This is a genomic window from Pseudomonas citronellolis (genome assembly GCF_029335315.1).
GTDB classification, from domain to species: Bacteria; Pseudomonadota; Gammaproteobacteria; order Pseudomonadales; family Pseudomonadaceae; genus Pseudomonas; species Pseudomonas citronellolis_A.
Window position 1 is genome coordinate 64,376 of the sequence record NZ_JARJLT010000296.1, and the last position, 24,327, is coordinate 88,702.

The following is a 24,327-nucleotide window of genomic DNA, read 5'->3' on the forward strand; positions in this document are numbered from 1 at the left end:
TTTTTGTTGAAAATCGGCGATAGGCTGAAGGAAGAGCGTGTCCGGTTGGGACTCAACCAGACCGATTTCGCTGCGCTGGCGAGCGTCGCCAAGACCTCACAGTTCAACTACGAGAAAGGCGATAGAAGTCCAGACGCCGAGTACCTGGCTGCTGTCGCAGCAGTGGGTGTGGATGTCCTCTACGTAGTAACGGGTAACCGTACCCCGATGGAGCCAGGCAGCATCACCGCCGAGGAATTCGATGTCCTCCGCTTCCTCCGGCTGATGCCCGAAGAGGACAGAAAGGTCTTCGTGCGCATGGCCCACGCGATGTTCATCGCCGCCCATCCCCCCCGTCCCGAGTGAGCTGCTGCCACTGTCCGGTGATGGCACTTTGATTTGAAATGCTCAGACCATCGGATGAGGAATTCCGCTGGTGGCATGCTCAAGCATGCCGAAAATGGGTGGCTCCCCCGGGCGGTAGGACGATGGCAAGGTGCTATCGGGCGCCTGGGTTGTGAGGGAGTACACCCATGGAGCACGGCAATCTGCTGGTCCCCCCTGTCACCGAACCTTCGCCGCCGGCCGACCGGCTCAATGCGCGGGAGTGGTCGCTGCTGCGCCGCTTCCGAGTGCTGAAGCCAAGCGATCAGGCCGCGCTGTTGCAGCTGATGGAGGGCCTCGCGGCGCTCACGGAACTGGAAGACTGAGCGGACCCCCGGCGCGATGCCGGGGGCACATGCCGTGGGGATGGCGATGTGCTACGGTTGGCCCCCTGGAGCCTCCGGGCTCAATGGATATCGGCCGTTGTGATGACGGCATTTCAGGAGATCAGGAAAATGCGTATGGGATTCGCGGCCGCGGTTGTGCTCGGCCTGACTGCTCAACTGGCCCAGGCGGCCAACTGCGAAGAGGTCTTGAACCAGGCGCGCAATGACCGCCACCTGACCCTGGTACAGGACGAGCAGACCCATGTGCAGTTCCAAGACGGGCCCCAGGTACAGGCCTCGATAGGCTGCGATCGCGACCAACCGAACGTGCAGATCACCTGGGACGGTGCCAACCCGGACGGGGAGTTCTTTGCCCTGGTGGGGCGGCTGGGGCACACCGTTACCGGCCAGAAGCCCGCCCAGGTGATCCAGGCCGCCAAGACCTGCCGCAAGCAGGCGTTGCAGGATGGCGGCGAGATTTCCCAGGTTGAGCAACCGGGGATGGCCATCGAATGCCAGGCCTTCGCCCGCGATGGCGGTAGCACGACGATCACCGTCTACGCCGACTGATCACCCACCGGCCTTGCTCTCCTGAAGCCGCAACCATTCACGGTCCACCGCGCGTTTCGCGCTTCCCTTCGTGCTGTACAGGAACCGCAGGCGACGCGGCTTGGTCTGGTCGCCGGCGGTTAGGTAGCGCTCTACACCTTTGGTGTCGCGGTAGTAGGCGATGATGCCGGTGTAGTCGCCCTGCTGTTCTTCCCACAGGTCCTCGACCAGGTCTTCGGGCAGTTTGCTCTCCAGCTCCAGGCTGGTGACGAAGCCTTCGTCGGCGCTAAGCCGATGCTGGATGTTCCCCCCATACCAGATGATTGCGTCGATCTCCGCCTTGACGCCCTGCAGGGTGTAGGTCAGCTCGGGGATCAAGTCGGCGCGGCCGCGAGCCAGGTTGTAGCTCAGGGTGGCGCTGCCGCGCTGGACCCGCCGCCACTCGGCCCGGGCGGCGCGTAGCGCGCTCTGCAGGTCGCCGTAGGTGTGGCGCAGGTTCTTCAGGTTCTCCCCGCCGCCGGCGATCGCCTCGTGCTTCTTCGCGCTGTTGATGTCGTAGTAGTACGCGCGCACGCCGTCGTAGCTATCGCGGTCCGCCAGCAGGTAGCGGTGGCCGTCTCCGTCGGCGCGCACCAGCGTGATGTGCGGCAGGGCCTGGCCGCTCACACTCTTGCCGCCGCCGGCCGGCAGGCACACCAGACACCCCGCCTTGACGCTGGCCACGGCGTCGAAGTCGTCTCCGAGACGCGTGAGCAGGTTCGCGTCGGATTCGTTGGCCTGGTCCAGCTGGAGGATGGTCTGCGACTTGAGCGTTTCCGCCAGGCGCAGCTGTAGCGCATTGCGCTGGGCGATGTCGGCTAGCACCTGGCCGAGCGTGGTGTTGCTCCAGCTGCCCTCGCGCTTGACCTTGAGCGCCTTGCGCAGGTCGGCGCTGCGCGCGCGGATGCCGAGCACGTCGGGCGCGCCGCTGTGCTCGACTTCGTCCACGGTGTAGGTGCCCTTGTCGACCAGGCCGGTGTCGCTCCAGCCCAGCCACAGGCGCAGCACGGCGCCCTTACGCGGGACGGCCAGCAGGCCGTCGTGGTCGCTGAGGCTGATGCTCAACTGATCGGCCTCGAGGCCGCGGTTGTCGGTGAGTTCCAGGCTCATGAGGCGAGGGCTGACGAGTTGGGCGATGTCGGCGCCGTCGACGGTGAGGCGGAACGCCGGGACCGGGTAGTTGGCCTGGCGCAGGTAGTCGTCGGCGACGCTGCGGACGTAGCCGACGGCGCTGTCGAGCAGGCTCACAGGATGGCCTGCAGCAGGCCGCCGGCGGTGCCGGTGATGGCGCCGAGCAGGTCGACGCGGCCGTCGTCCACGCGCTTGAGTTCGAGGCTGAACTCGATGCGGCGCGGGGTGCCGTCGGCGAAGAACAGCGAGCGGGTCTCGCTGATGCTCTCGATCACCCACAGGCCGCGGATGCGGCCGCTGCCCTCGACCAGGGGCCAGGCCTTGCCGGTGTCGGCCATCTGCCGCAGCGCGTCCAGGCTGAGCTGGGTGCCGGCCAGCTCGGCGAGCAGCACGCCCGGCAGGGTGATGGCGTCCTCGCCGCGGCCGAGGAACTGGCGCGCTGGGGCGGCGCCCACCCGGTTGCTGGCGGGGTGGCGCCAGTCGGTTTTCTGCTGGAGTTCCTGGTAGGCCAGGGTGTGCAGGCTGAAGACGAACATGCCGATGGTCATCATCATGGTCGGTTACTCCCGATCGCCCAGGCGCGAGCGCATCCGCGCCGCCTTACCGCGCTCGCGCTCGTCGAGCATCTGCTCGAGCATGCGGCGCAGGGCGGCGGTGTCGCTGCCCGGCGTGGCCTGGATGGTGATCTGGTAGGTGTCGCCCATGATGGTGGGTGCCGCGGCGGCCGCGCTGATCGGCGGGCGGTTGTCGATGGCCGCCGCCTGCCCGGCCCCGCCAAGGGCCAGAGCGCCGGCCGCCGCCAAGCGCGCACCGACGTCGGCAATGGCGCCCAGCGGGCCTGACTGGCCGGCCAGCAGCCCCTGCTGCAGCCCGGCCATGGTGAAGCCACCCAGTTCGGCGAAGACGCGGCTGGGCGAGTGGATGTCCAGCTTCTCCTTGAACCAGGTGATGGTGCTGTCGCCGATGGTATTGATCGCATCCTTGATCTGCCCGAGGCCCGACAACAGGCCGTTGATGAGGCCGCGCACGATCATGTTGCCGAACTCGGTGAACTGTAGCGGCAGGTCGATGCCCAGGTAGCGCCCCAGTTCGGCGAAGGCCCGGTAGACCAGGCCCAGCGGATTGAAGTTGGCCAGCACTGTGACAATGCCCCCGAAGCCGCCATCGAAACCGGTCTTGATCTCAGCCCACATGCCTAGCAGGTAGGCCTTGACCTCGTCCCAGTTGCGGTAGATCAGATACGCAGCACCGGCGACAACCGCCACTACTGCGGCGATGGCAAGGACCAACGGGTTGGCCGCCAGCCCCCACAGGGCGATGCTTACTGCGCGAATACCGGAGATCAGCGGGCCGAGCAGCAGGCTTCCCATCCCTCGCAGCATCGACAGAACGGCGCCACCCTGGATGCCGAACAGAGTCATGCCATAACGGATGACGGCGAACGGACCAAGCAGGCCAGCGAGAGTGAGGGCCAAGCCGCCGAATGCCGCAGCCAGCAGGCCAACCCACATTGCCGTCTTGAGCAGGATGCTGGCGGTGACGGAGTTTTCCCGCATCCAGCCGGTCACGCCTTTGATCACCTCGGTGAGAACCTGCAGCGCCTCAACGTAGCTGGGCAGCAGCGTGTCGCTCATCTGCTTGTAGGCGTCGGCGCGCTTCGCCAGCAGTTCCAGCTCCTTGCCCTGGGCGGTGTTCAGTCCCTTGTTGTACAGCTCGTCGATGCCGTCGGCGCCGGCGTTGAGCTTCTGGTTCTTGGCGATTTGCGCCTGCTGCAGGTACATCTGCGAGAACAGGTTCGAGGCGGTGCGGTTGGAGAAGATGCTGCCGATCGTGTCCAGCACCTGGCCCTTCTCGGTGATGCCCTTGGCCTCCAACTGCGGCAGCAGCACCTTCTGCATCCACTCGAACTGGTTGGAACGGAACAGGTCGCTGCCCTTGATTGCGCCGACGTCGAGGAAGGCCACCTGGCCGGCCTTGTCGTACTTCAGCTTCTTCGGGTCGACCAGGCCCAACTGCTCGAGGTTGTTCGCCGCGCGCTTGGTGGTTCGGCCCTGGTAGAGGTTCTGGTAGGCGCTCATCAGGGCGGTGCCGACGCGGTTGCCGCCCATTTCCTGCACCAGCGGTTCGAGCTGGTAGTAGAACGCTTCGTCCTTCAGGCCCTTGGCTGCCAGGCCGCCGGTCTTGATGACGTTGAGCCACTCGTTGGGCCCGACTCGGCCGCCGGTGGCGGTCAGCACCTTCTGGACGATGTTGGCCTGCTTGCGGAACTCTTCTTCGCTGGCCAGGCCGCCGCGCAGCTCGATGACCTTGAGCATGTCCATGAACTTGCGTTCGTTCTCGCTGCCGTCTTCCTCGCCGTACATGGCCTCGTTGGCGAACTTCATCTTCGCCAGCATGGGCGCGACCATCTGAGCGTGGTGCTCGTCGGCGAACACTGTCATGGCGTCGCGCACCAGCGTGAGGTTGTCGGTGGCGCTGGTACCGTAGGTCTTCATGGCCTTGGCGAACTTGATGGCATCGGCGGTGGCATGGTCGCCCAAGCCCAACGCGGCGACGCGGCTCTCTTCCAGGGCGAAGTGCTTGCCTTCCAGTACCGGCGCGTAGAGCCCCTGGCCGATGCCATAGGCCGTTGCCGAGGCGCCGGCGCCGACCATGGCGGCCTTGCCGGCCACGCTGTGGGTGCGCTCCCGAGTCGCCCGGGCACGGGACAAGACCCGCTCGCGGTCACCGAGGCGACGAAGACGGGCTTCCTGCTGCTGGATAGCGCGGGTGGTCTCGGTAATCTGGGTTCGCAGGGCGCGCTCGCCCTGCTGGAACTTGCGGGTGTTGATGCCGGCGGCCTCCAGGCGGCCGCGCAGGGCCTGCACAGCTCGGCTCTGGCTGTCGTGCTGCAGCTTGAGTCGTTGCGATTCGCCGACGGCTCGCTTGTAGTCGCGCACCATCGCCCGCGTCGGAGGGCCGGCGGCGCCCATGGCGCGCGCGAGTTCGGCGACTTTCGCCTGGTTGGCCGCCATGGCACGGCTGGTCTGCTCGAGGGCGGTGCGCTGGGTGCGCCAGGCGCTGACGTCTTTCTGTTGGGCGTTCAGCCCCTTGAGCTGCTCGCGTGCTGCCTTCAGGGCCTTGGCCGTCTCGCCACTGCCTTGGGTGATTTTCTTCAGTGGGCCAAGGGCCTTGTCGATCACGCCCAGCAGCACGCGTAGCCTGAGGTCATTCGCCATCGGCGGAACTCCTTACCCGGGCGCGCTCGCGCCACTCCATCAACTCCGAGATCGGCAACCGATCCATGTCGGCCGGCGCCCAGTGAAACACCACGGCCAGGTCGGCCATGGCGTCCTCTACGCGAGCAGGTAGGCCGCTCGCACCCGCTTCTGCAGCAAAAAATCGCTCACCTTCGACCCACAGGCGAGCAGGTCAGCCGGGTCCATGGCGGCAGCCTCGGGCTCAGTGATCCCGGGGCTGGTGATGCGCGGCAGGAGCTTGATCAGGCTGGCGACATCCATCTGCAGCAGGGTGGCCATATGCAGGCCGCGCAGCTCGCCGGAGGCAGGCTTGCGCAGGGTCAGGCGGTCGATGCTGGTCGCGCCGCGCAGGATGGGGGTGTCGAGCAGCACGACGTTGTCGGGGACGGACTCGTCCTGGGGGGCGTTGGGTTGGCTGTTGTCCTGGTCTTCGGGGGTCAGCATGGTGGCTCCTTGGGTGCGAACGGACGCGGCCGGGGCCGCGGGTGGTCAGGTGGGGTCAGAGGCCGATGGCCTTGCGCTGCTCGGCGAGCATGTCCACGCCGTTGACCTTTTCGATGAAGTTGAGCAGGTCGATTTCGATGATTTCTTCGCCGTCGACGGTGAGCTTGTAGTAGCTGCAGGTGACCGTGTACTTGTGCTCGGTGTCCTCGCCGGGCTTGCCGTCGCCCATGTCGATTTCCTTGACGCGGCCACGCGCGACGACCTCTACCGGGGTGACTACGCCGGTGTCGTCCTGCTGATATGCACCGGTCCAGCGCAGCGGCACGGCCGTGACGGTGGTCGCGGCGAACTGCTTGAGGCCGATCACGTCCAGGCCGCCAAGGGTGAACTCGACGACCAGTCCGTCGTCGCTGAAGCCGAGGTCGGCTTCCACCGGGCCGTTCATACCGCCGCCGCGATAGGCCTCCATCTTCCGGGCCAGCTTGGGCAGGGTCACGGCCTTCGAGACGCCGAGGTAGCTGTTGGCGTCGTTGAAGAGGTTCATGTTCTTGAGTTTGCGCGGCATGGCCATGGCTGGGCTCTCCGGGGTTCAGCGCAAGCCCTCCCGCGCCGGGAGGGCGCGGGGTCAGGCGTTGATGCGGCTGGCGAAGTCGACCAGGTAGGTGTCGGTGATCTTCTGCTGGAAGGTCAGGTCTTCCAGCGGCGGCACCGGGGTGTAGTCGTAGCTGATCTTCAGCTTGCCGGCCTTGAGGGTGGTGGCTTCGTTGAGCGACTCGTCGTACCAGGCGTCGAAGCCCATCAGGTAGCCGCCGGCGACCAACTCGCGGCCCTTGGCCTTGAGGCCTTCGACGATGTCGCGCACCAGGGTCGGGTGCATGGGCTTGTCCACCGCCCACTGATGCGCCTCGGCCATGGTGTCGGCCAGCACCTGCGCTGTGCGGGTGTAGTTCTCGAAGGCGAACAGCGGGTCGTCAGAGCAGGTGCGCGAGCCCCAGAAGCGGTAGCCGTCGGCGTTGATCAGCGTGGTGACGTCGGCCTCGTTCAGGTAGTCGGCGTCGGTGGCGGTGCTCTGCAGGTCCCAGTAGACGTCGGCGCTGATGCCGGTCACGCCGTTGACCGCGACGTTGGAGATGGTCTTGTGCCAGCCGACCTGCTGGTCGAGCAGCGCGCGCAGGCCCAGGGCGGTGGCCACGGCCGGCGCCACGACCGTGGCGCTGGCCGTGGTGTCCCAGCGCTCGAAGTCCGGCCAGATGACCATTACCTCTCGGGCGCCGAAGCCCTCGCGGTAGGCGGTGGCCTCTTCCTTGGTCTTGCAACCGTTGCCGGATACATAGGCAAAGGCCCGCAGCTTCTGGGCGATGGCGATCAGGTCGGTGGCCACCGGCAGGGTGTCCAGCCCGGGCACACCCAGAATGCGCGGGGTGACGCCGAGCTTGGCCTTGGCGGTCTGCAGCGCCTTCATGCCGGTGTACTTGCCCTCAGCGTTGACGGTGCCGATGAGGTTGCTGGTGGTTGAGGCCTCGTCCTCGCCTTCCGCCACACGGACGACAACGGTGAGGGCGTTGGTCTGGTCGGCGATCGCCTGCAGGCTGGGGCCCAGGGTGCCGCTGGTGCCGGCCTTGCTGACGGCGGCCTGCACGTTGGTGAGTAGCACGGGGGTGTCGAGCGGGAAGGCGACGGCGTCGGCATCCTCGGCGACGGCTACCAGGCCGATGATGGCGGTGCTGACGGTGCGAATCGGGCGGATGCCGTCGTTGACTTCAACGACGCGCACGCCGTGGTGGTAGATGTCTGGCATGGGCCTGTGCCTGTGCGGGTGGATGACACTGCACAGGCTGCCGCGCGCGCGTGATCGGGGCGAGCGCGGCGCCCTGTAGCGGAGTGCCTTACAGGACGGCGTCCTGGTAGTGGGAGGCGCCGCCCAGGCGAACGCCGACCCACATGATCCAGGCGCGCCACGTGGCCACGCCCTCCGCGCGCAGGGCACGGTAGAACACGGCGTCGCAGTCGCGGCGCGGCAGGGTGCCCTCGGTGTACAGCTGGTCGTGGATGGTGGCGGCGAGGTTGCCGTAGCCAGCCACCAGGGCGAACAGCGCGAAGAACACGACGTTGTGCAGAACCTCGAGGCTGGCGAAGTTTGTGACGAAGCCCGCCGGCGCAGTGAATGTGCCGAGGTCGTCCTCGAGCACTAGGTCGGCCAGCAGGCGGTGCTCCCACTTGCCTTGCTGCTCGGTCCGCAGCGTGGTCAGGAAGCGGCTCATGCCGGCCAGCCCTGGTCGAGCATGGACGCGGTGAAGGTGCCGGAGTCCAGGGCCGCCAGCAGCTCGGCCTCACGGTCGAAGCAGGCCTGGACGTGCGCGCGCATGGCCGAAGCCATAGCGATGATCTGCTCGCCGCCCAGGGTGACGAAGCCGACGGCGGTCTTCCACTGGCAGGTGTAGCCGGCGTCGAGCACGGCAGCGAGGGCTGCGCCAGTCACCATGGCCTGGCTCTCGCGATCAGTGGGGACGGCAGCGCCGTTGAGGGTGATGCCGGCGGTTTCGGCCAGGTAGCGACGGGCGGCGATGGCCGCACGCCTGTCAGCGTCCGTGATGACGCGCTCGGCGAGGACCGGATGCCCGTCCGCATCGGCCTGGATCACCCGGCCAGCTGCCTGCCCCGCCAACAGCGCGGCGTATTCCGCATCGCTGATTTCGACGGCATCAGCAGGAATCGAGTCGCCGTGGATGTCCGAGGAATAGAAGCCCCCGGTGGCTCGCGAATAGAACATGGCGGAATCCTCAGTACCCGATGGCCATCCAATGTGTGTTCGGTTGCGAAGCAATGTTGCAGCGCGCGTTGAAGCCGGTGAGGGTCATGCTGTCGACCCAAGCTGAAATGGTGGCGGAGCCGTTCGAATCAGGCGTTATCAGTACCGCGCGACAGGCGGTGCTGAATGCCAGCGGGAACGTGATGAAGAGAGGGGCACCGATAGTGCCGCCGGTAGTGAATAGCCCCCACTGGATGATCAAACCGCTCGGGAGCTTCTGGTAGCCGCTGGCCGCCGCCAGTGACGAGGCAAACCCGCCGGTGTTCTTGAGCAGCGCCGATCCGGCGCAAAGCATCCAGCTCGAATTGCCAGCAATGGTGATTTTGGTGAGGGTGAGCGACTCCCCGTTTCTCAAGTCCCAGCTGGTATAGGAACCCGTCGGGGTAAACGAAAGAACGTCGGTCCCTTGGCGGGAGACGGTAATTGTCGAGGACACGCTGTCGTTGATGATCTCGATACGCGCGCCGTCTGGAACCGCCGACAGCAGCGGCAGCGTAAGGGTGATGGGCGACGCGCCCAGAGCCACCACCAATCCACCACAGTGCGCCGCAGTTAGCGTAGTGGTGGCGTTGATGTAGAAAGCGCCCGCAGCCTTCAGCCCCAGGCTGTTGACGAACGCGGTCGTGGCCAGAAGCTGCGAATTGTCGAACTGCGCCGGCGTCGGCGCGCTCGGGGTACCGACGAACGCCGGCGACAGCAGGCGCGCGAGGCCGTTGGTGATGTCCTGGAAGGTCAGCGCGGTGGTGCCCACGACGATGGGCGCGTCGGTGATCAGCTGCCAGATGGTGTCGGCCAGCAGCGTGCCGGATTCGATCACCACCACCATGCCGGGGGTCACCTCGGCGCTGCTGTCGGCATCGGTCGCCCGGGGCCAGGCGCCCGCCGCGACGACGTAGAGGCCGTTCTGGCTGGCGGTGGTCTGGTTCTTCACCAGCACCCGGTCGCCGGCGGTGAGCGCGGCCGGCCAGTCGCCACCAGCCTGGGTGGCAAGGCCGCTGAGGGAGATGTTGGCGGTGGTGGCGTAGCGCGCGGACTGCTTGTAGTCGAGCTTGCCCAGGGCATCGGCGATGGACGTGTCGACGTAGGAGCGGGTGGCGAGCACGACACTGGGGTCGATCTTCAGCTCGACGGCGCCGGTGCTGGTGACGATCAACACCATCCGCACGGTCTGGGTACGGCCGCTGCCTTCGGCAAGTTGCGGCTTGTAGGACGGCGCGCAGTTGGCGTAGGCGATCAGCGCGCCGACGTCGTCGAACAGGCCCATTTCCCGAATCCACCACCCGCCGACGTCCTCGGGGATCACCTGCTCGGCGATGATCTGCGAGCTGTTGGCTGCGTCGATGCTCAGGGTGTTCAGCGGGGCGCGGCGCACCTCGTTGACCAGGGCGGTGCGGCTGGCGTCTGGGGCCGGCACGCTGCCAGCGCCGTCGCCTACGGCCAGCTGAGTGATCTTCAGGGTGGTGCCCAGCGCAGCGGCGTTGGCCAGCTTGGCGGCGCCGATGGTGGTCAGGAGGGCGTAGTAGGTCACTGCCATGGGTAGACGCTCACTGTGTCGATGGTGTGCTCACGGCCAGGCACGTCGAGGGCGCCGCTGGCTTCGATCACGTCGGGGAGGTAGGGGTAAACGGTGAGGGTGTCGCCGTCGTACTGGCCGGCGGCGACGTAGAACGGGCCCTTGGTTTCCAGGCTGATGGCCAGGCCGATCAGGTGGCGGCTCAGCGGCTTGGCGTCGTCTATCAGCCAGGTGAGCTCTTCGTACATCTGGTCGGTGATGCCGGTGTCGAGGACGCCGACGACCAGGGCGAAGGTGCCCGGCGTGCCTTCCGGGGTCAGCTGCCACCACTCGCGGACCTCGATCAGGTAGCCCAGCGGCTCGACCACGCGGCGCAGCGCGCCGATGGTGCCCTTGCGCGAGTGGATGAAGTAGGCCGAGCGGATGGCCGCGCGCTTCGCTGCCTCGCTCCAGGCGCTGTCCCAGCGATCGACGGAGAAGGCCCAGGCCAGGTACGGCAGCAGGTTGACCGGGCAGGTGCCGGGGTTGCACAGCTGTCGCAGCGGGATCGGCACGCGCTGAATCTCGGCCAGGGCCTGGGCGGCCAGGCGCTCCAGCTGGGTGGCGTTGCTGGGCAGCAGCGGGTAGAAGGCGGCCATCAGTCGTCACCGACCGAGAGGTTCACGGCGGTGCAGTACGGCGCCTGCGCCTCGGTTGCGACGATGTCGGACCAGCCGGCCAGCTCGACCTTGCGCACGCCCTCGACGTGTAACGCGGCGTGGACGGCCGACTCGGACACTTCCATGCCCAGCCGGCGGCGCTGGTGGACGTAGGCCAGCAGCGAGGCCTCGGCGGCTTCGAGGATCGGTTCGGTTTCCGGGCCGGCGCTCTGCAGGTACAGGGTGGCGGTGATGCTGTAGGGCACCACCTGGGCGGCCTGTACGGTGAGGCGGTCGGCAACCGGGCGGCGGTCCTCGTCGCTCAGGTAGGCGGCGACGACCGCCACCAGGTCGGCGGGGGCGCTGCCGTCTTCGGCGCTGCCCTGGACGGTGACCACCACCACGGCCGGCGACGGGCTGACCGCCGAGGCGTCGGCGACGCGGCCATCGGCGGCGCGGGCGTGGAAGATGTAGCTGTTGCGCGGGCCGGCGGTGCTCAGGCCTTCCCAGGCCATCTGCGCGCGCTCGCGCAGGCTGTCGTCGTCCTCGAGGACCTCGGCAACCGGCGGCACGGCGGTGGCGTCTGCCGGCGTGACCACCAGGCGCTGGACGTTGAAGTTGGCGGCGAGCTGGTCGAGGTCGCTGCCGGCGGCGTAGGCCAGCAGGTTGGCGAGCGACGCCTCGTTGACCCGCTGCCGCCAGATGACCTCGCGGTAGGCGTTTTCCTGCAACAGCTTGGTAAGCGGCTCGCTCTCCAGCTCCAGGCGCGCGGCCACCTCGGCCTGCTGGTCGGCCGGATACAGGCTGACCAGGTAGGCCTTGCGCTCGGCGAGGATGGTCTCGAAGTCGATCTGCTCGACCACCTGCGGGACGGGGAGCTGGCTCAGGTCGATGGCGCTGAAGGTGGTGGTCATGCGGCCCCCAGGCTCAGCGGGATGCTGATGTTCTGCTGCTCGTTGTTGTCCACCAGGGTGGCATCAAGCTGGAGCACCACGCCGCCCTGCAGGGTCACGCCGGTGAACTGCACGCGGCTGACCCGGATGCGCGGCTCCCAGCGCATCAGCGCCATTACGGTGGCGGCGTAGACGCGCAGGCGGGTGGCGTCGTTGAAGGGCTGGTCGACCAGCTCGGGCAGCTGGCTGCCGTACTCGCGGCGCATGCAGCGGGTGCCAATGCGGGTGGTCAGGATGTCCGCGACGGACTGCCGGATGTGGTCGAGGGTGCCGATGCTGCTGCCGGTAGTGCGGTTCACTTCGGCACCCCCGTGTTGCTGCTGCCGCCCTGCACGCCACCATGGATGTGGTGAACCAGGCTGATGCCGGCGGCGACCACGTCGACGCTCACATCGACGTTGCCGGTGACCTGCTGGTTGCCGGTCTGAATGAGGTCGCCCTCGAGGATAACGTCGCCGACGATGCGCACCCCGCCGTCGCTGATCAGCTCAGTGGTGCCGCCGCCGGGCAGCTGCGCGCGCAGGTGGTGGGCCTGGCTGTCGTACTCGATCACGGCGCCGTCGGCGTAGGTGCGGCGGTGCAGGCCGGCGCGGTCGCCGTTGGCCGGCCGCAGGTCGCTGAACAGGCCGCCGATGGCCACGCCGTTGGCCAACTGCCCGGACGGGCTGAGCAGGACGACCTGCTCGTCGACGGTTGGCGGGGACCACTCGCGGTCGGTGCCGGCGCGCACCGCCGTCCACGGCAGCCAGCCGGTGAGCAGGTCGCCGGATTTCACGCGGACGCGGGCCTTGGCCAGGTCGACCTCGGCGATGGTGCCGATGCGGACCAGGTTCTCGATGAGGCGGGCGAGTTCGGCATAGTCAGTCATGGCGCCGAGCATGGCGCCCACGCGCGCGCGACGCAGCCGCTCGTCCCTGTAGAGACGGGCCTTACAGGGGGATGTGCTCGAGCACGCCGTCGCGGATCAGTTCGAGGGCGGCGTCGGTGAGGCCGAGCAGCTGCCGCTCGGGGTAGCGGACCTCCGGGGCGCCGCGCTCGGCGCGGTCCTTCAGGCCGTACTGGTGGACGCGGGCGATGCGCGCGATGCGGCCGGCGAAGCTGAGGGTGACGGCCTGGGCGTCGCCCTTGGCCTTGAGGTAGCGCGCGGTACGCAGCTTGGTGAACATCGCGGCGCGGCGCTTGATGTGCCCGGCCTTGCCGCGCAGGTCGCGGGGCTTGCGCGGGGTGTAGGCGGTGCCGTCGGGGTTCTTCTGCGCGGCGATGCGCTGCTGCTGGTTACGGCGCAGCCGCCGGGCCAGCTCGGTCGCCAGCTTCCGGCGTTCGCCGGGCTCCAGGGCACGCAGTACCGGGCCCGCCCAGTCCTCCAGCGCCTCGAGCGGGTCAGCCATCGCTGGGACGCCGTGGGTTCGGGGTGCTCAACACCATGGCGTCGGGCGCCAGCGGCGGCGTCCACTCGGCCATAACCTCGCCGTTGGCGATGAACTGCATGGGGCCGTAGTTCTCATAGAGGTCGTACTGCGGCTCGGGGGCATGGGTGACGCTGTAGGTGCCGTCATCGAGGCGCTTGACGACCACGCGCTCGGTGAGCGGCAGGGTGACGGCCAGGTCGACCTTGCTCTTGTCGATGATCTCGGCATCGAACTTGATGCCCTCCGCCGACTTGTCGAGGTTGGTCAGCAGCTCGCTCTGGTGCTCGCGCAGCCAGCCGAGCAGCGGCAGCATCACGGCGTCGGGCGAGCCGGGAAAGTCGGTCAGGATCACCTGCAGGGTGTAGCCGTACTCGAAGGACAGCGAGGCCGCCGCGGTGCAGCGGACGGTACCCTCGTCGATGAAGATCAGCAGGCGTTCGGGGTCGTGGCGCAGTTGCGGCACAGAGGCGAGCAGCGCGGCGCGCAGGCTATCGGGCTTGTACATGCTGGGGGTGTTCCTGCTGGTAGCGGTAGACCATGTCGACCTGTGCGGCGCAGTCGGCCCAGGCGGCCTCGGCGCGGTCGTTGTCGTCGAGCAGCGCGCCGTTACTGCCCGGAGCCGTCGCCGGCAGCTGGCACTGCACCACGACCGGACAGCCAGTCTCGATAAGCGTCTGCTCCGGTGACGGCGGGGCGCTGCCGCAGGCGGCGAGCATCGTCAGGCAGAGGCTGAGCAGCCCACTCGCGAAGTTCCTGGTTCTCACGCTTCAAGTCCTCAATCTGGCGTTGTCGGGTGGCCAGCCCCTGGCGAAGCTGGTCTTGCGTGGTACGTAGGCCGGACTGCGCCTGGCGCTCGGTCTGCAGGCTGTTCTGCAGGGCGTTGAGGGTGTCGGTCTGGCGGGCAACGCGGGCCTCGGCATCCTGCTGTTTCTGGGTGACCAGGGCCAGGGTGGCGTCTGCCGCCTGGTCGCGCTGGTGGTAGCCCCACAGCAGTAGGGCCAGGGCGCCCAGCAGCGCCACGCCGTAGAGGGCCTGGCGCAGCATGCTCATGTGAGGAACTCGCCGAGGCAGAGGCGCCGATACTCTTCTGCGGAGTACAAATGGCGCCCCTCTCTCAGGATGTCACGCATGAGGAGCGGCAGATAATGACGCTCATGGGAATACCCGTTGGCCTTCAGCAGTGCCAGCAGTACGTCATCGTCCGCCGTGTCGACCGCAGGATCGCGTAGGCGCTTGGCTGTTGTGGCGTAGTAGCCGCCCATGCGGACGGTGATGGACTTCAGCCAATCAAACTCGTCGTAGAACCAGACGGCTCGATCTTCGTCAAGGTGCTCGGGGAGTGGTTCGCCATCTTTATGCACGATCACACCCACGCGCCTCAGTGCGTTTTGCCGCTCTTCGTCGAGGCATGAGGTCACATAAACGACGGTGTGTCCTTGCTGGGAAAGCGTGACGGCCTTCTTGATGAGTCGGGCGGTTTTTCCTGACTGCCGAGGGCTGATTTCTAGGTAGGCGATGCGGGTCATGCGCGGTACCAGCCCAGGCGGTTCATTTCGGCGACGTCGAGCCGGCGGAGGTCGCCGCGCACGATCAGGCATCTGATCCCCTGCTTGACCAGGTGCAGGGCCTCGGCCAGAGCGCGAGCATCGTCTTGCGGAAAGTCTGCCGGCAGCGCCAGGACGTCGCCGTCCTGTACGTCGAGCCGGCGAAGCTGGTCGAGGTCAATGCGCTGCTCGAGGATGACGTTCCTCGCGGACCGGCCGGGCGCCGGCGGCGGACCCGGGGGCGGAGCTGCGGGGCGGCTCATGCGGCTTCTCCCTGGTTGGCGGCGTAGCGCTCGTAAGCGCGCTGCAGCTTCACGTCGTACAGGTTCCGGGCGTAGGCCGGGCCGTTGTAGAGCTTGGCGAAGTCCGCCCACTTGCGGGCCTTCAGGGCCTTGAGCAGGGCGGCGTCGGCCTCGATGAAGCGCACGAAGGCGTCGAACTGGGCGGGCTCGCCGCTGGCCATGGCGGCGGCGAAGGCCTGCACGCTCTCGTAGTCCAGGCGGGTGGCGTGGTAGCCCATGACCTGGAAGGCGCCCCAGCTGGCGGACTCCAGGGCGGCGGTGTCGTCGATCAGGCGGGCCTGGGCCAGGCGCTGGTGCTCGGCAGCGCCGCCGGCGTAGCCGCCCGGTACAGGGTTGACCAGGTTCGGGAACTGGGCGACCAGCTCGTCGGCGTGGCGTTTCAACGCGGCAACGTCGTCGTCGGGGTGCCGGGGCGTGCAGAGCTGGCGGTACATCTGGTGCCGCTCGAACAGAATCTTGGGCTTACCGGTGGGCAGGAAGCCGGCGCCGGCGGACTCCACTTCGTTGACCGCGTAGACGCTGGCCAGCGGCACTCCCAGGCGCTGGGCGGCGGCAGCCAGGTTGCTGGCACTGAGCAGTTGCGCGGTGAGCTGGCCGGTCAGGGCGGCCTGGGTCTTGGGCCCGACGATGCCATCGTCGACCAGGGCGGCGCCGCGCTGGAAGGTGCGCACGGCCGCTTCGGTGGCGTCGTCGAACAGGCCGGTGGTGTCGAGGCCGGCGGTGATGCGGTCGTTGAGCCGGTTCTGCAGGGTGCGGACGTCCTGCCCGCAGTCGCCGTGGCGAAGGGTGGTCATGTCGAAGGCCTCAGCAGTGCGGCGACGTTGCCGCGGGAACGGAAGATCAGCAGGCAGAGCAGGCAGGCGGTGACGCCGTGCCAGATGCTGACCGGGGGGCGGTAGAGCAGGATTTCCAGGCCGCTGATGGCCATGGAGGCCCCCAGCAGGCTGGCGAGCACCGACATGCCCCGGCGGTAGCGGGCACCGCCGCGCCGGAAGCAGGCCAGGCGCAGGGCGGCTACCAGGTAGGCGGCGGCGGTGATGAGGGGGACGATCAGCGCAAGCATGTCAGCTACCTCCCAGGACCTGCCGGATTCGGCGGACGAGCTCGGCGAAGTCGACGCCGTCGATCCAGGCGGCGAACTTGAGGCTCACCGGAATGACAACCAGGGCGCAGGGAATGGCGGCGAACTCGCGAGTGGTGAGCCAGGGCAAATTGGCCAGTGCCGGACCGGACGACAGGTAGCCGACGCAGGTGGGCGGGATCAGGGCCAGCAGGCGGACCCAGGCCTTGAGGTCGTGTTTGGTACTGGTGGCCAGCCAGGCACCCAGCAGAGCACCGAACAGCACGCCGCCGTCGACCGGCAGCGTGGCACCCAATCCGAGCCCCATCAGGATGCCGCCAGTGGTGGTGGTGATATCAGCCATGGCTACTACTTCCCTTGTTGGTCAATCCCACAGGTTCACGACCTGCTGTGTGGTGGCGGTGTTCTGGGCGTCGGGCATGGTCACCTCGATGCCCTGGGGCAGGATCGGGCCGTGGTCGGCCAGGCCAGGGTTCGCCTCGAGGACGGCCTCGGTGACGCTGCCGGTGCGGCCGTAGTACCGCCAGCAGAGCGCTTCGACGGTGTCGCGCTGTTGCGTGCGGAGGATGGCGGCCATCAGATGAGTTCCACCGTGGAACGCGGCCGGTTGACCAGGTCGCTGAGCGCCCAGGCCAGATCGCGGCGGTATTCGTCGATGCTCGGCGTGCGCTCTTCGGCGTTCTGGTTGCCGCTGTTGGTGGTGTCGTAGCCACGGTAGCGCTCGAGCAGCTCGGCGGCCGTGGCGCAGCGCACGGCGCGCTGGTAGTGCAGCACCAGGGTGGATTCGCCATTCACCTGCTTGGCCGGAACCTGGCTGAGGGTGGTGTAGCCCTGGTCCAGCTGCTGGGCTTGCCACTTGACAAGCTGGCGGTTGACGTTGAGCAGCGCGGCCACCACGGCGGTTTCCAGCTTCGCCGGGCTGACGTCGGCGCCAATGCGCATGTCATCGCGCAGGGCGTCGAGGTCGATGCCAGGCCAGAACTCGTCGCTGTTGATGGTTACGCCGGCCGGCTCGTCGCCGCTGGCTACGAATGCGCTCATGGTGCTGCCTTGAATAGGTCGCCGGTGGTCGGGGCGTCACTGCTCTGGAAGGAGCCACCAGGCAGATCGGCCCCGAGCCGGCGTGGGTGCGCGGGGCGCTCGGTTCAGCCGTTGCCGGCCGGATTCTTGGTGGTCTTGCGCTTCCCCTTGCCGCGAGGTCTCGGGGGAAGGCTGGGCTTCTCTTCGGGAGGAGTAGCCTAGGTGGTGTCCTGGGGCGATGGCGGAGCTTCCGGCGAGGCCGGTCCGGCGCCCTCGATCTGCTTACGCAGTCGCTCCGCGGCTTCGAGGTCCTTTTTGCCACCGCATTTGTCATGCAGCTCAATGGCGCGCCTGAGCAGCACGATGCCTGCGGTAACCTTGCCCAGCACGTCCTGGGCTTCGGGCGTCACGCCGAACACGAGAGCGCGCCCCAGGGCCAAGTTGAGCTTGGCGCGGACCTCGTCCGGCATGTCCTGCTCAGCGGTGAGCTCGGCGGTGCGCTTCAGCACATCGATGTCGAACGGTTGCTCGGTCTTCAACGTCTTCATGGCGCCCTCGGCCACTTCCTCGGCCACCAGGCAGCCGACGGTACGGTTGAAGCGATCGGGCATCACCAGCTCGTGCTGGAAGACGTAGGCGGCGATTTCCAGGCCACCGGCGTAGTCGCCGGTGTCGATGCGCCACAGCATCACGGTGACCAGCACCTCGTCCTGGGCACCCTGGCCAGCGGAGAGCACGCCCTCGATGTAGGGGGCATAGGCCGGAAGCAGCTGACGCTTCAGTTCGACCTTCCCCTCGGTGGACTGGATGCCCTTCAGACGCGCCCGGTCCTGGATGAGTTGGGCGAGCTGCAGCTCGTAGGCGGTCAGGCCTTCCATGGTCTGGACCGGGCCGGCGGCCGCCGCAGCCGCCTGGGCTGCGGTGACGCGCTGGAAGTGACGCTTGGCAGGGCTGTTGGCCATGGCTTAGCCCTCGGCGATCTCGATGTTTTCCACCAGGCAGCCGAAGCCGTAGTCCTCAACCACGTAGGCGTCGTTGGACGACTCGTAGTTCTCGATACGGTTCTTCTCCGGGGCCTCCTTCAGGAAGCGGCGGCGTCCGCCGAGCTGCCAGTAGACCGACAGGTTCTCCAGCGAAGTGATGAGCATTGCACCGTCGGGGATGTACGGAACCTCGACGGGGCCCAGGCCGCCCATGCGCTTCTGCGACAGGATCAGGTCGGTGGCCAGCTTCTCGGTCGCCGGCTGGTCCTTGTTCACCAGGGGGAAGTACTTGTCGTGCACCAGGCCGCGGCCGAGGATCACGACCAGCCCAGGGTCTTTGCGGAACCAGGGGTCGATGAGGTTGCTGACCGCGTCGAAGACCAGAGCATCGAGGTTCTGGTAGTCGGCGCCGCTGCCGCCGATGACGATTTTGCCGGCGATCTGGCCTTCCTTCAGCACGCGCTGGGGCGCGTTGCTGCGGTACTGCTGCAGCCAGCCGATGTTCACGTCCTCCAGCAGCGGGTGCGCAGTGCGGTCGGTAGTGGCGGCGGCGCTGACACCGTGGAAGCCGATCATCAGCCGGTCGAGCGCCTGGCGCTTGACGATCACATCGCGCAGGCGAGCCTGGAAGTCAGGGAACTTGGCCCAGGCGTCGAGCAGCGCGTACGGAATGGCGGTGTCGAAGTCGGTCTTCTTGCACTCGTAGTCCTGGCTGTCCAGGGAGGACACGTCGCGCGGCTGGCGGCTGCCGCTGCCGCTGGTGTCGGTGCGACCGGCGATGGTGCCGGAAACACCGAGGCCTACCTTCTGGCCCTTGAGCTCGTCGACGCCGATCATGTTGATGCGGGTGAGGAATTCGCTGGATTCCTGAATGCGGGTCTCCAGGGCCTGCTGGACGGTCGGCTCCACCGCGAAGGTGTGGACGGCCGAAGCCACGCCGCTCAGCTTGGCGATCTGCGCGAGGTAGGCGTCGAAGTGTTGGCGGGTATCGTTGCGCATGGGCTACTCCGTAGCGATAAGGCGTTCGTGAGGGATCAGCAGTCGGTCAGTTCGGCTTTGCTGCCGCCGGTGGCCAGCGGCCGGTTCGGCTGCCTGGTGTCCGGGGTCTGGCTGAGCTTGGTTTTCAGCTCGTCCAGGTCCTTGCCGAACTGGGTGATTTGAGCGTCTTGCTCGCCCTGCTTGCCCTCGAGGCTGGCGAACTTCTCCGGCAGGTCCTTGACGTGCTCGGCCACGGCCTCGACGGCCTCCGCCACCTGGGCGAACTGTTCGTCGTCCTTGGCCTGCTTGCCGCTGAGCAGCGACTTGACGGTGCTCAGCAGCTTGGCGCCGACGCCGGGCTTGGCCTCGTCGATCTCTTCGAAGGCAAGCCCCTCGACCTCGATCGACTCGGTGAACATCGAAGTTTCGGAGTAGTGGCGATCCTTGAACGGGCTGACCTCCGGCTTCTGCGCCGAGAAGGCCAGCACGTCGGTGCCCAGGCTCGCAGGGGAGTCGGTGACAGCCAGGCCGACGATGTAGGCCTCGCCGGTGTCCGCGAAGGAGTCGTCGATCTCGATGGAGGTGTAGATCTTCTGCTTCGCCTTATTCATGGCGATCAGGTCGGGGGTCGGTTCGACCTGGGCGAACAGGGCCAGCTTCTTCTGGCCGTTGATCTCGACCTCCTCGACCTTCACCGCAAGGACGTCGCCATAGGCCTTGAACGGGCTATCCGGCAGCAGGCTGCGGAAGTGCTCCAGCCAGATGCGCGCACCGTAGACGCTGCGGTCGAAGTTCTTGGCGGCCTGCTCCAGCCAGCTGCGCTTGATGGTGCGCTTGTCCGAGGTCGCGCCTTCGACGGCGACGCGGAACCAGTTGGAGCGGAATTTCTTGGCGGGGGTCGACATGGGATGTCCTCAAGGCGTTGCGGCAGATGCCGTGGCGTTGAGGGCATGGTCGGGAGGTGGGGCGAGCCGGGCAACGACTCGTCCCTGTAGCGACGGGCGTTACAGGAAGCGGCGCTAGGGGGCCTCGCGCGCGGGCGGCAGCATCGGCGCCATGAATGTGACCGCCGAGATTCCCGTCCGAGACAACCGCCGCCAGGCCAAATTCCTGTACTGGATGGGCTGGCGTGTCTGCGATATCGCCGACTTCCTGGACGAGAAGGAAAAGACCCTCCACAGCTGGAAGGATCGCGACAGCTGGGACCGGGCGGATAGCGTAGAACGGATTGGCGGCGCGCTGGAAGCCCGGCTCGTCCAGTTGATCCTGAAGGACGGCAAGACCGGGGGCGACTTCAAGGAAATCGACCTGCTGCACCGCCAGCTGGAGCGCCAGGCGCGCATCCAGCGCTACCAGGGCGGCGGCAGCGAGACGGACCTGAACCCGGAGCTGGCGAAACGCAACGCCGGGCCCAAGCGCAAGCCCAAGCGCAACGAAATCGACGAGGACATGGGCGAGAAGCTGCGCGAGGCCTTCCTCGACGAGTGCTTCGACTACCAGAAGGACTGGTGGCGCGCAGGGGGCATGCGCACCCGCGTCATCCTGAAGAGCCGCCAGATCGGTGCCACCTTCTACTTCGCCCGGGAAGCGCTGATCGACGCCTTGGACACAGGGCGCAACCAGATTTTCCTGTCGGCGTCGAAGAACCAGGCGCACATCTTCAAGGCCTACATCCAGAAGTTCGCCCGCGAGGTAGTGGGCGTCGAACTGACCGGCGACCCGATCATTCTGCCCAACGGCGCCGAGCTGCACTTCCTGGGCACCAACGCCCGCACCGCCCAGGGCTACCACGGCAACTTCTACTTCGACGAGTTCTTCTGGACCTACAAGTTCAAGGAGCTGAACAAGGTCGCCTCGGGCATGGCGATGCAGAAGCGCTACCGCCGGACCTACTTCTCCACGCCCTCCAGCATGGGCCATGAGGCCTACACCTTCTGGACCGGCGAGCGCTTCAACCGCGGCAAGCCGGCGGCGCAGCACATCAAGATCGACGTGAGTCACGACTCCCTGGCGCAGGGCCGGTTCTGCGAGGACAAGCTGTGGCGGCAGATCGTCACGATTCTCGACGCCGAGGCACGCGGCTGCGACCTGTTCGACCTCGAGGAGCTGCGCCACGAGTATGACGCCGAGGCCTTCCAGAACCTGCTGATGTGCGAGTTCGTCGACGATGGCGCGAGCATCTTCCCCCTCGCCATGCTGCAGCCGGGCATGGTCGACAGCTGGGTCGAGTGGGCCGAGGACTACAAACCCTTCGCGCTGCGCCCCTTCGGCGATCGGCAGGTGTGGGTCGGCTACGACCCGGCAGAGAACGGCGACAGCGCCGGCCTGGTGGTGGTTGCCCCGCCGCTGGTGCCGGGCGGCAAGTTCCGCGTGCTTGAGCGTCACCAGTTCCGCGGCATGGACTTCGCCGCCCAGGCCGAATTCATCCGCAAGGTGACCGAGCGCTACTGGGTGACCTACATCGGCATCGACACCACCGGCATGGGCACCGGCGTTGCCCAGCTGGTGCGCAGCTTCTTCCCAGCCCTGACCACCTTCAGCTACTCGCCGGAGGTGAAGGTCCGCCTGGTGATGAAAGCCTGGGACGTGATCAAGAACGGTCGGCTGGAGTTCGACGCCGGCTGGACCGACCTCGCGTCGTCGCTGATGGCGATCCGCAAGACCATGACCGCCGGCGGGCGGCAGTTCACCTACACCGCCGGCCGCAACGACAACACCGGCCACGCCGACCTGGCGTGGGCGCTGTTCCACGCCCTGCACAACGAGCCGCTCGAAGGTCAGACCAAGGCCAACACCGGATTCATGGAGACCTACTGATGAGCACCGACACCCGCCAGGACCTGACCACCTTCAGCTACTCGCCGGAGGTGAAGGTCCGCCTGGTGATGAAAGCCTGGGACGTGATCAAGAACGGCCGACTCGAGTTCGACGCCGGCTGGACCGACCTCGCGTCGTCGCTGATGGCGACCCGCAAGACCATGACCGCCGGCGGACGGCAGTTCACCTACACCGCCGGCCGCAACGACAAAACCGGCCACGCCGACCTGGCATGGGCGCTGTTCCACGCCCTGCACAACGAGCCGCTCGAAGGCCAGACCAAGGCCAACACCGGATTCATGGAGACCTACTGATGAGCACCGACACCCGCCAGGACCAGGCCACGACTTCGAACGCCGCCCAGGGCGAGCTGCTGCCGCGGGAGACGTCCGTGGAAGCCTTCACCTTCGGCGAGCCGGTTCCGGTGCTGGATAGCCGTGGCATCCTCGACTACGTCGAATGTTGGTCCAACGGCCGTTGGTATGAGCCGCCGCTGTCCATGTACGGCCTGGCCAAGGGCATGCGCTCCAGCCCCTATCTGCAGTCGGCGCTGATGTTCAAGCGGAACATGCTGGCCAAGACGTTCGTCCCGCACCGCCTGCTGAGCCTGGCGGCCTTCGAGCAGTTCAGCCTGGACTGGCTGACCTTCGGCAACGCCTACCTCGAGAAGCGGCGCGCGCGGATGATGAACACCCTGACGCTGCAGCCGACGCTGGCAAAGTACGTGCGCCGCGGCGTCGAGGACGGGGTCTTCTTCCAGGTGCTGGGCTGGAAGGACGAGCACGAATTCGAAGCCGGTACCGTGTTCCAGCTCCGCGAGGCAGACGTCAACCAGGAACTCTATGGCATCCCCGAGTGGTTCTGCGCCCTGCAGAGCGCGCTGCTCAACGAGTCGGCCACGCTGTTCCGCCGGAAGTACTACAACAACGGCAGCCACGCCGGCTTCATCCTCTACATGACCGACGCCGCCCAGGACCAGGGCGACATCGACAACATGCGCACCGCGCTGAAGAACGCCAAGGGGCCGGGCAACTTCCGCAACCTGTTCGTCTACGCGCCGAACGGCAAGAAGGACGGCATCCAGCTGATCCCGGTCAGCGAGGTAGCGGCGAAGGACGACTTCGGGGCCATCAAGAACATCAGCCGCGACGACCAGCTCGCCGCGCTGCGCGTCTACCCCCAGCTGATGGGGATCGTGCCGCAGAACGCCGGGGGCTTCGGGTCGATCAGCGAGGCGGCGGGGGTGTGGGCGGCGACTGAGCTGGAGCCACTGCAGGCGCGGTTGCGCCAGGTGAATGACTGGGTCGGGGAGGAGGTGATCCGGTTCAACGAATTCGCGCTGCCTGGGTAGTGCCTGGCCGCTGAATTGGAGCCGCCCCCGAGGCGGCTTTTTTACGCCCGTAGGCGAGGATTTTCGCCCTATCCAAGTTAAGAAAACCCCACTTGAACATACCATTTCCGGCCTTTCCAGGCCAGGAAAATCAAGCTGAAACCCGCATGTTTACTGGGCTGGCGACCAGCGGCGCACAGCTCTGCTGACGATTCCTCGGCCTTCGCAGGTGGTGCAATCCTCGACCAGGTCGAATCGGTCCCGGCACGCCGGGCAGAGGCCGAACGGGGCTGCGGTCAGTGCACGCTGAAGCTGCTGGAGCGCCTGGGCATCACCTTCGGCGCGAGCCAGATCCAGCCGGTCGATCGCCAACCGGCACGACTCTACGTCCGCCAGGTGCGGCACTCGCTGACCGTTGGTGTAGCTGCAGACCTTCAGGAGGGTGAACGTCGCACCATCCAGATCGACCCAGGCCAGACCGTGAATCGGCCCGAGGCTGCTCCCATCCATCTGCACCATGCTCAGCTGCCCCTGCTTGCTGTAGCGCACCAGGCCATCGACTGCTGATAACGCCCGCCGCACTGCCCGATCACAACGCAGGTACGTCCCGCGCGTGACCTTCCCCACCTGCTCGCCCGTGCACTGCTCGATTACGTCGTAGTCGGCCGCTTGCTCAAACAGCTCGCCGGCCCTCGCCTCGAGGGCGTGCAGGTAGGCGGCCTCGGCGATGTCGGCCAGGTCGTGGAACTCTTCCGGGCTGATGCACTGGCGAGCGAGCAGGCTGTCGGCCTCGGCTTGGACGGCGCGGTAGTGCGCCAGGGGGTTGCGCATACGCTCTCCCGCGTCGTCCAGCAGCCGG

The 24,327-nt window shown here is 67.1% G+C and carries 34 protein-coding genes and 1 pseudogene; 6 read left to right on the forward strand and 29 right to left on the reverse strand.

Annotated features, from left to right (window positions below):
- The first annotated feature begins 6 nt into the window (after window positions 1-6).
- The 3 genes from P3W75_RS22110 (at window position 7) to P3W75_RS22120 (ending at window position 1,259) form a co-directional block, all read left to right on the forward strand.
- Window positions 7-345 carry a helix-turn-helix domain-containing protein gene (locus tag P3W75_RS22110; protein ID WP_276229453.1) on the forward strand — a complete coding sequence of 113 codons (339 nt, stop codon included), beginning with the start codon at window positions 7-9 and terminating at the stop codon, window positions 343-345.
- Window positions 346-512: 167 nt separating this feature from the next.
- Entirely contained in the window at window positions 513-689 is a 177-nt protein-coding gene (locus tag P3W75_RS22115; RefSeq protein WP_276229454.1) for a hypothetical protein, read from the forward strand.
- 129 nt (window positions 690-818) lie between these two features.
- Window positions 819-1,259 (forward strand): hypothetical protein, encoded by a 441-nt coding sequence (locus tag P3W75_RS22120; protein ID WP_276229455.1) that lies wholly within the window; start codon window positions 819-821, stop codon window positions 1,257-1,259.
- Here the strand turns inward: P3W75_RS22120 and P3W75_RS22125 are convergent, their stop codons facing one another.
- The 28 genes from P3W75_RS22125 to P3W75_RS22260 form a co-directional block, all read right to left on the reverse strand.
- Window positions 1,260-2,519, reverse strand: a complete 1,260-nt coding sequence (locus P3W75_RS22125) for a phage late control D family protein (protein ID WP_276229487.1) — start codon at window positions 2,517-2,519, stop codon at window positions 1,260-1,262. It lies immediately after the preceding gene.
- A 2-nt stretch (window positions 2,520-2,521) separates the two neighbouring features.
- Window positions 2,522-2,962, reverse strand: a complete 441-nt coding sequence (locus tag P3W75_RS22130) for a phage tail protein (RefSeq protein ID WP_276229456.1) — start codon at window positions 2,960-2,962, stop codon at window positions 2,522-2,524.
- Window positions 2,963-2,968: 6 nt separating this feature from the next.
- Window positions 2,969-5,626: a phage tail tape measure protein gene (locus tag P3W75_RS22135; RefSeq protein ID WP_276229457.1), complete on the reverse strand. Its 2,658-nt coding sequence runs from the start codon at window positions 5,624-5,626 to the stop codon at window positions 2,969-2,971.
- Window positions 5,616-5,735: a GpE family phage tail protein gene (locus P3W75_RS22140; protein WP_276229458.1), complete on the reverse strand. Its 120-nt coding sequence runs from the start codon at window positions 5,733-5,735 to the stop codon at window positions 5,616-5,618. Before P3W75_RS22140 ends, P3W75_RS22135 begins: the two co-directional genes overlap by 11 nt.
- Before the next feature lie 8 nt (window positions 5,736-5,743).
- Window positions 5,744-6,091: a phage tail assembly protein gene (locus tag P3W75_RS22145; RefSeq protein WP_276229459.1), complete on the reverse strand. Its 348-nt coding sequence runs from the start codon at window positions 6,089-6,091 to the stop codon at window positions 5,744-5,746.
- Window positions 6,092-6,146: 55 nt separating this feature from the next.
- Window positions 6,147-6,662, reverse strand: coding sequence for a phage major tail tube protein (locus P3W75_RS22150; protein ID WP_276229460.1), 516 nt, complete (start codon window positions 6,660-6,662; stop codon window positions 6,147-6,149).
- A 54-nt stretch (window positions 6,663-6,716) separates the two neighbouring features.
- Entirely contained in the window at window positions 6,717-7,889 is a 1,173-nt protein-coding gene (locus P3W75_RS22155) for a phage tail sheath protein (protein ID WP_276229461.1), read from the reverse strand.
- Window positions 7,890-7,977: 88 nt separating this feature from the next.
- Window positions 7,978-8,352 carry a DUF1353 domain-containing protein gene (locus tag P3W75_RS22160; RefSeq protein WP_276229462.1) on the reverse strand — a complete coding sequence of 125 codons (375 nt, stop codon included), beginning with the start codon at window positions 8,350-8,352 and terminating at the stop codon, window positions 7,978-7,980.
- On the reverse strand, window positions 8,349-8,861 hold the full coding sequence (locus tag P3W75_RS22165; RefSeq protein ID WP_276229463.1) for a DUF4376 domain-containing protein: 513 nt from the start codon (window positions 8,859-8,861) through the stop codon (window positions 8,349-8,351). Before P3W75_RS22165 ends, P3W75_RS22160 begins: the two co-directional genes overlap by 4 nt.
- A gap of 10 nt (window positions 8,862-8,871) precedes the next feature.
- The gene (locus tag P3W75_RS22170; protein ID WP_276229464.1) at window positions 8,872-10,434 is read right to left on the reverse strand and encodes a phage tail protein; all 1,563 of its coding nucleotides are present in this window, start codon (window positions 10,432-10,434) and stop codon (window positions 8,872-8,874) included.
- A complete protein-coding gene (locus P3W75_RS22175; protein WP_276229465.1) occupies window positions 10,425-11,051 on the reverse strand; it encodes a phage tail protein I in 627 nt (208 codons plus the stop codon). The genes P3W75_RS22170 and P3W75_RS22175 overlap by 10 nt, the downstream gene beginning before the upstream one ends.
- On the reverse strand, window positions 11,051-11,965 hold the full coding sequence (locus tag P3W75_RS22180) for a baseplate J/gp47 family protein (RefSeq protein WP_276229466.1): 915 nt from the start codon (window positions 11,963-11,965) through the stop codon (window positions 11,051-11,053). The genes P3W75_RS22175 and P3W75_RS22180 overlap by 1 nt, the downstream gene beginning before the upstream one ends.
- Window positions 11,962-12,303 (reverse strand): GPW/gp25 family protein, encoded by a 342-nt coding sequence (locus P3W75_RS22185; protein ID WP_276229467.1) that lies wholly within the window; start codon window positions 12,301-12,303, stop codon window positions 11,962-11,964. Before P3W75_RS22185 ends, P3W75_RS22180 begins: the two co-directional genes overlap by 4 nt.
- Window positions 12,300-12,872: a phage baseplate assembly protein V gene (locus P3W75_RS22190; RefSeq protein ID WP_276229468.1), complete on the reverse strand. Its 573-nt coding sequence runs from the start codon at window positions 12,870-12,872 to the stop codon at window positions 12,300-12,302. The genes P3W75_RS22185 and P3W75_RS22190 overlap by 4 nt, the downstream gene beginning before the upstream one ends.
- Window positions 12,873-12,933: 61 nt before the next feature.
- On the reverse strand, window positions 12,934-13,392 hold the full coding sequence (locus P3W75_RS22195) for a phage virion morphogenesis protein (RefSeq protein WP_276229469.1): 459 nt from the start codon (window positions 13,390-13,392) through the stop codon (window positions 12,934-12,936).
- Window positions 13,385-13,918: a phage tail protein gene (locus tag P3W75_RS22200; protein WP_276229470.1), complete on the reverse strand. Its 534-nt coding sequence runs from the start codon at window positions 13,916-13,918 to the stop codon at window positions 13,385-13,387. The genes P3W75_RS22195 and P3W75_RS22200 overlap by 8 nt, the downstream gene beginning before the upstream one ends.
- Window positions 13,902-14,129 (reverse strand): Rz1-like lysis system protein LysC, encoded by a 228-nt coding sequence (gene lysC / locus P3W75_RS22205; protein ID WP_276229471.1) that lies wholly within the window; start codon window positions 14,127-14,129, stop codon window positions 13,902-13,904. Before lysC ends, P3W75_RS22200 begins: the two co-directional genes overlap by 17 nt.
- Window positions 14,020-14,463 carry an Rz-like lysis system protein LysB gene (gene lysB / locus P3W75_RS22210; protein ID WP_276229472.1) on the reverse strand — a complete coding sequence of 148 codons (444 nt, stop codon included), beginning with the start codon at window positions 14,461-14,463 and terminating at the stop codon, window positions 14,020-14,022. Before lysB ends, lysC begins: the two co-directional genes overlap by 110 nt.
- Window positions 14,460-14,939 (reverse strand): hypothetical protein, encoded by a 480-nt coding sequence (locus P3W75_RS22215; protein ID WP_276229473.1) that lies wholly within the window; start codon window positions 14,937-14,939, stop codon window positions 14,460-14,462. Before P3W75_RS22215 ends, lysB begins: the two co-directional genes overlap by 4 nt.
- A complete protein-coding gene (locus P3W75_RS22220) occupies window positions 14,936-15,220 on the reverse strand; it encodes a hypothetical protein (RefSeq protein WP_276229474.1) in 285 nt (94 codons plus the stop codon). Before P3W75_RS22220 ends, P3W75_RS22215 begins: the two co-directional genes overlap by 4 nt.
- Window positions 15,217-16,053, reverse strand: a complete 837-nt coding sequence (locus tag P3W75_RS22225; RefSeq protein WP_276229475.1) for an N-acetylmuramidase family protein — start codon at window positions 16,051-16,053, stop codon at window positions 15,217-15,219. The genes P3W75_RS22220 and P3W75_RS22225 overlap by 4 nt, the downstream gene beginning before the upstream one ends.
- Window positions 16,050-16,322, reverse strand: a complete 273-nt coding sequence (locus P3W75_RS22230) for a phage holin family protein (protein WP_276229476.1) — start codon at window positions 16,320-16,322, stop codon at window positions 16,050-16,052. Before P3W75_RS22230 ends, P3W75_RS22225 begins: the two co-directional genes overlap by 4 nt.
- A 1-nt stretch (window position 16,323) precedes the next feature.
- Complete coding sequence (locus tag P3W75_RS22235) at window positions 16,324-16,683, reverse strand: putative holin (protein WP_276229477.1); 360 nt, start codon at window positions 16,681-16,683, stop codon at window positions 16,324-16,326.
- Between the two features lie 21 nt (window positions 16,684-16,704).
- Window positions 16,705-16,917: a tail protein X gene (locus tag P3W75_RS22240; RefSeq protein WP_276229478.1), complete on the reverse strand. Its 213-nt coding sequence runs from the start codon at window positions 16,915-16,917 to the stop codon at window positions 16,705-16,707.
- Entirely contained in the window at window positions 16,917-17,381 is a 465-nt protein-coding gene (locus P3W75_RS22245) for a head completion/stabilization protein (protein ID WP_276229479.1), read from the reverse strand. The genes P3W75_RS22240 and P3W75_RS22245 overlap by 1 nt, the downstream gene beginning before the upstream one ends.
- A gap of 197 nt (window positions 17,382-17,578) precedes the next feature.
- The gene (locus P3W75_RS22250) at window positions 17,579-18,322 is read right to left on the reverse strand and encodes a terminase endonuclease subunit (RefSeq protein ID WP_276229480.1); all 744 of its coding nucleotides are present in this window, start codon (window positions 18,320-18,322) and stop codon (window positions 17,579-17,581) included.
- A gap of 3 nt (window positions 18,323-18,325) precedes the next feature.
- Entirely contained in the window at window positions 18,326-19,342 is a 1,017-nt protein-coding gene (locus P3W75_RS22255; RefSeq protein ID WP_276229481.1) for a phage major capsid protein, P2 family, read from the reverse strand.
- A gap of 35 nt (window positions 19,343-19,377) precedes the next feature.
- Window positions 19,378-20,226, reverse strand: coding sequence for a GPO family capsid scaffolding protein (locus P3W75_RS22260; RefSeq protein WP_276229482.1), 849 nt, complete (start codon window positions 20,224-20,226; stop codon window positions 19,378-19,380).
- Between the two features lie 151 nt (window positions 20,227-20,377).
- On the opposite strand from P3W75_RS22260, the gene P3W75_RS22265 reads away from it, so the two are divergent.
- From P3W75_RS22265 to P3W75_RS22275, 3 genes and pseudogenes are all read left to right on the forward strand, one after another.
- Window positions 20,378-22,138 carry a terminase ATPase subunit family protein gene (locus tag P3W75_RS22265; RefSeq protein ID WP_276229483.1) on the forward strand — a complete coding sequence of 587 codons (1,761 nt, stop codon included), beginning with the start codon at window positions 20,378-20,380 and terminating at the stop codon, window positions 22,136-22,138.
- Window positions 22,139-22,158: 20 nt separating this feature from the next.
- Window positions 22,159-22,452, forward strand: a pseudogene (locus tag P3W75_RS22270) (terminase); the annotation flags it as partial.
- On the forward strand, window positions 22,452-23,489 hold the full coding sequence (locus tag P3W75_RS22275; RefSeq protein WP_276229484.1) for a phage portal protein: 1,038 nt from the start codon (window positions 22,452-22,454) through the stop codon (window positions 23,487-23,489). The pseudogene P3W75_RS22270 and the gene P3W75_RS22275, both read left to right, overlap by 1 nt.
- A 150-nt stretch (window positions 23,490-23,639) precedes the next feature.
- Here the strand turns inward: P3W75_RS22275 and P3W75_RS22280 are convergent.
- Window positions 23,640-24,327, reverse strand: a 688-nt coding sequence (locus P3W75_RS22280; RefSeq protein WP_276229485.1) for a hypothetical protein, incomplete at its 5' end; no start/stop codon positions are given.

Excerpts from the sequence above, each read along its gene's own strand:
- P3W75_RS22115 (WP_276229454.1), top strand. The coding sequence starts at position 513 with ATGGAGCACGGCAATCTGCTGGTCCCCCCTGTCACCGAACCTTCGCCG.
- P3W75_RS22120 (WP_276229455.1), top strand. The coding sequence starts at position 819 with ATGCGTATGGGATTCGCGGCCGCGGTTGTGCTCGGCCTGACTGCTCAA.
- P3W75_RS22130 (WP_276229456.1), bottom strand. The coding sequence starts at position 2,962 with ATGATGATGACCATCGGCATGTTCGTCTTCAGCCTGCACACCCTGGCC.
- P3W75_RS22135 (WP_276229457.1), bottom strand. The coding sequence starts at position 5,626 with ATGGCGAATGACCTCAGGCTACGCGTGCTGCTGGGCGTGATCGACAAG.
- P3W75_RS22140 (WP_276229458.1), bottom strand. The coding sequence starts at position 5,735 with ATGGCCGACCTGGCCGTGGTGTTTCACTGGGCGCCGGCCGACATGGAT.
- P3W75_RS22145 (WP_276229459.1), bottom strand. The coding sequence starts at position 6,091 with ATGCTGACCCCCGAAGACCAGGACAACAGCCAACCCAACGCCCCCCAG.
- P3W75_RS22150 (WP_276229460.1), bottom strand. The coding sequence starts at position 6,662 with ATGGCCATGCCGCGCAAACTCAAGAACATGAACCTCTTCAACGACGCC.
- P3W75_RS22155 (WP_276229461.1), bottom strand. The coding sequence starts at position 7,889 with ATGCCAGACATCTACCACCACGGCGTGCGCGTCGTTGAAGTCAACGAC.
- P3W75_RS22160 (WP_276229462.1), bottom strand. The coding sequence starts at position 8,352 with ATGAGCCGCTTCCTGACCACGCTGCGGACCGAGCAGCAAGGCAAGTGG.
- P3W75_RS22165 (WP_276229463.1), bottom strand. The coding sequence starts at position 8,861 with ATGTTCTATTCGCGAGCCACCGGGGGCTTCTATTCCTCGGACATCCAC.
- P3W75_RS22170 (WP_276229464.1), bottom strand. The coding sequence starts at position 10,434 with ATGGCAGTGACCTACTACGCCCTCCTGACCACCATCGGCGCCGCCAAG.
- P3W75_RS22175 (WP_276229465.1), bottom strand. The coding sequence starts at position 11,051 with ATGGCCGCCTTCTACCCGCTGCTGCCCAGCAACGCCACCCAGCTGGAG.
- P3W75_RS22180 (WP_276229466.1), bottom strand. The coding sequence starts at position 11,965 with ATGACCACCACCTTCAGCGCCATCGACCTGAGCCAGCTCCCCGTCCCG.
- P3W75_RS22190 (WP_276229468.1), bottom strand. The coding sequence starts at position 12,872 with ATGACTGACTATGCCGAACTCGCCCGCCTCATCGAGAACCTGGTCCGC.
- P3W75_RS22195 (WP_276229469.1), bottom strand. The coding sequence starts at position 13,392 with ATGGCTGACCCGCTCGAGGCGCTGGAGGACTGGGCGGGCCCGGTACTG.
- P3W75_RS22200 (WP_276229470.1), bottom strand. The coding sequence starts at position 13,918 with ATGTACAAGCCCGATAGCCTGCGCGCCGCGCTGCTCGCCTCTGTGCCG.
- lysC (WP_276229471.1), bottom strand. The coding sequence starts at position 14,129 with ATGCTCGCCGCCTGCGGCAGCGCCCCGCCGTCACCGGAGCAGACGCTT.
- lysB (WP_276229472.1), bottom strand. The coding sequence starts at position 14,463 with ATGAGCATGCTGCGCCAGGCCCTCTACGGCGTGGCGCTGCTGGGCGCC.
- P3W75_RS22215 (WP_276229473.1), bottom strand. The coding sequence starts at position 14,939 with ATGACCCGCATCGCCTACCTAGAAATCAGCCCTCGGCAGTCAGGAAAA.
- P3W75_RS22220 (WP_276229474.1), bottom strand. The coding sequence starts at position 15,220 with ATGAGCCGCCCCGCAGCTCCGCCCCCGGGTCCGCCGCCGGCGCCCGGC.
- P3W75_RS22225 (WP_276229475.1), bottom strand. The coding sequence starts at position 16,053 with ATGACCACCCTTCGCCACGGCGACTGCGGGCAGGACGTCCGCACCCTG.
- P3W75_RS22230 (WP_276229476.1), bottom strand. The coding sequence starts at position 16,322 with ATGCTTGCGCTGATCGTCCCCCTCATCACCGCCGCCGCCTACCTGGTA.
- P3W75_RS22235 (WP_276229477.1), bottom strand. The coding sequence starts at position 16,683 with ATGGCTGATATCACCACCACCACTGGCGGCATCCTGATGGGGCTCGGA.
- P3W75_RS22240 (WP_276229478.1), bottom strand. The coding sequence starts at position 16,917 with ATGGCCGCCATCCTCCGCACGCAACAGCGCGACACCGTCGAAGCGCTC.
- P3W75_RS22245 (WP_276229479.1), bottom strand. The coding sequence starts at position 17,381 with ATGAGCGCATTCGTAGCCAGCGGCGACGAGCCGGCCGGCGTAACCATC.
- P3W75_RS22250 (WP_276229480.1), bottom strand. The coding sequence starts at position 18,322 with ATGGCCAACAGCCCTGCCAAGCGTCACTTCCAGCGCGTCACCGCAGCC.
- P3W75_RS22255 (WP_276229481.1), bottom strand. The coding sequence starts at position 19,342 with ATGCGCAACGATACCCGCCAACACTTCGACGCCTACCTCGCGCAGATC.
- P3W75_RS22260 (WP_276229482.1), bottom strand. The coding sequence starts at position 20,226 with ATGTCGACCCCCGCCAAGAAATTCCGCTCCAACTGGTTCCGCGTCGCC.
- P3W75_RS22265 (WP_276229483.1), top strand. The coding sequence starts at position 20,378 with ATGAATGTGACCGCCGAGATTCCCGTCCGAGACAACCGCCGCCAGGCC.
- P3W75_RS22275 (WP_276229484.1), top strand. The coding sequence starts at position 22,452 with ATGAGCACCGACACCCGCCAGGACCAGGCCACGACTTCGAACGCCGCC.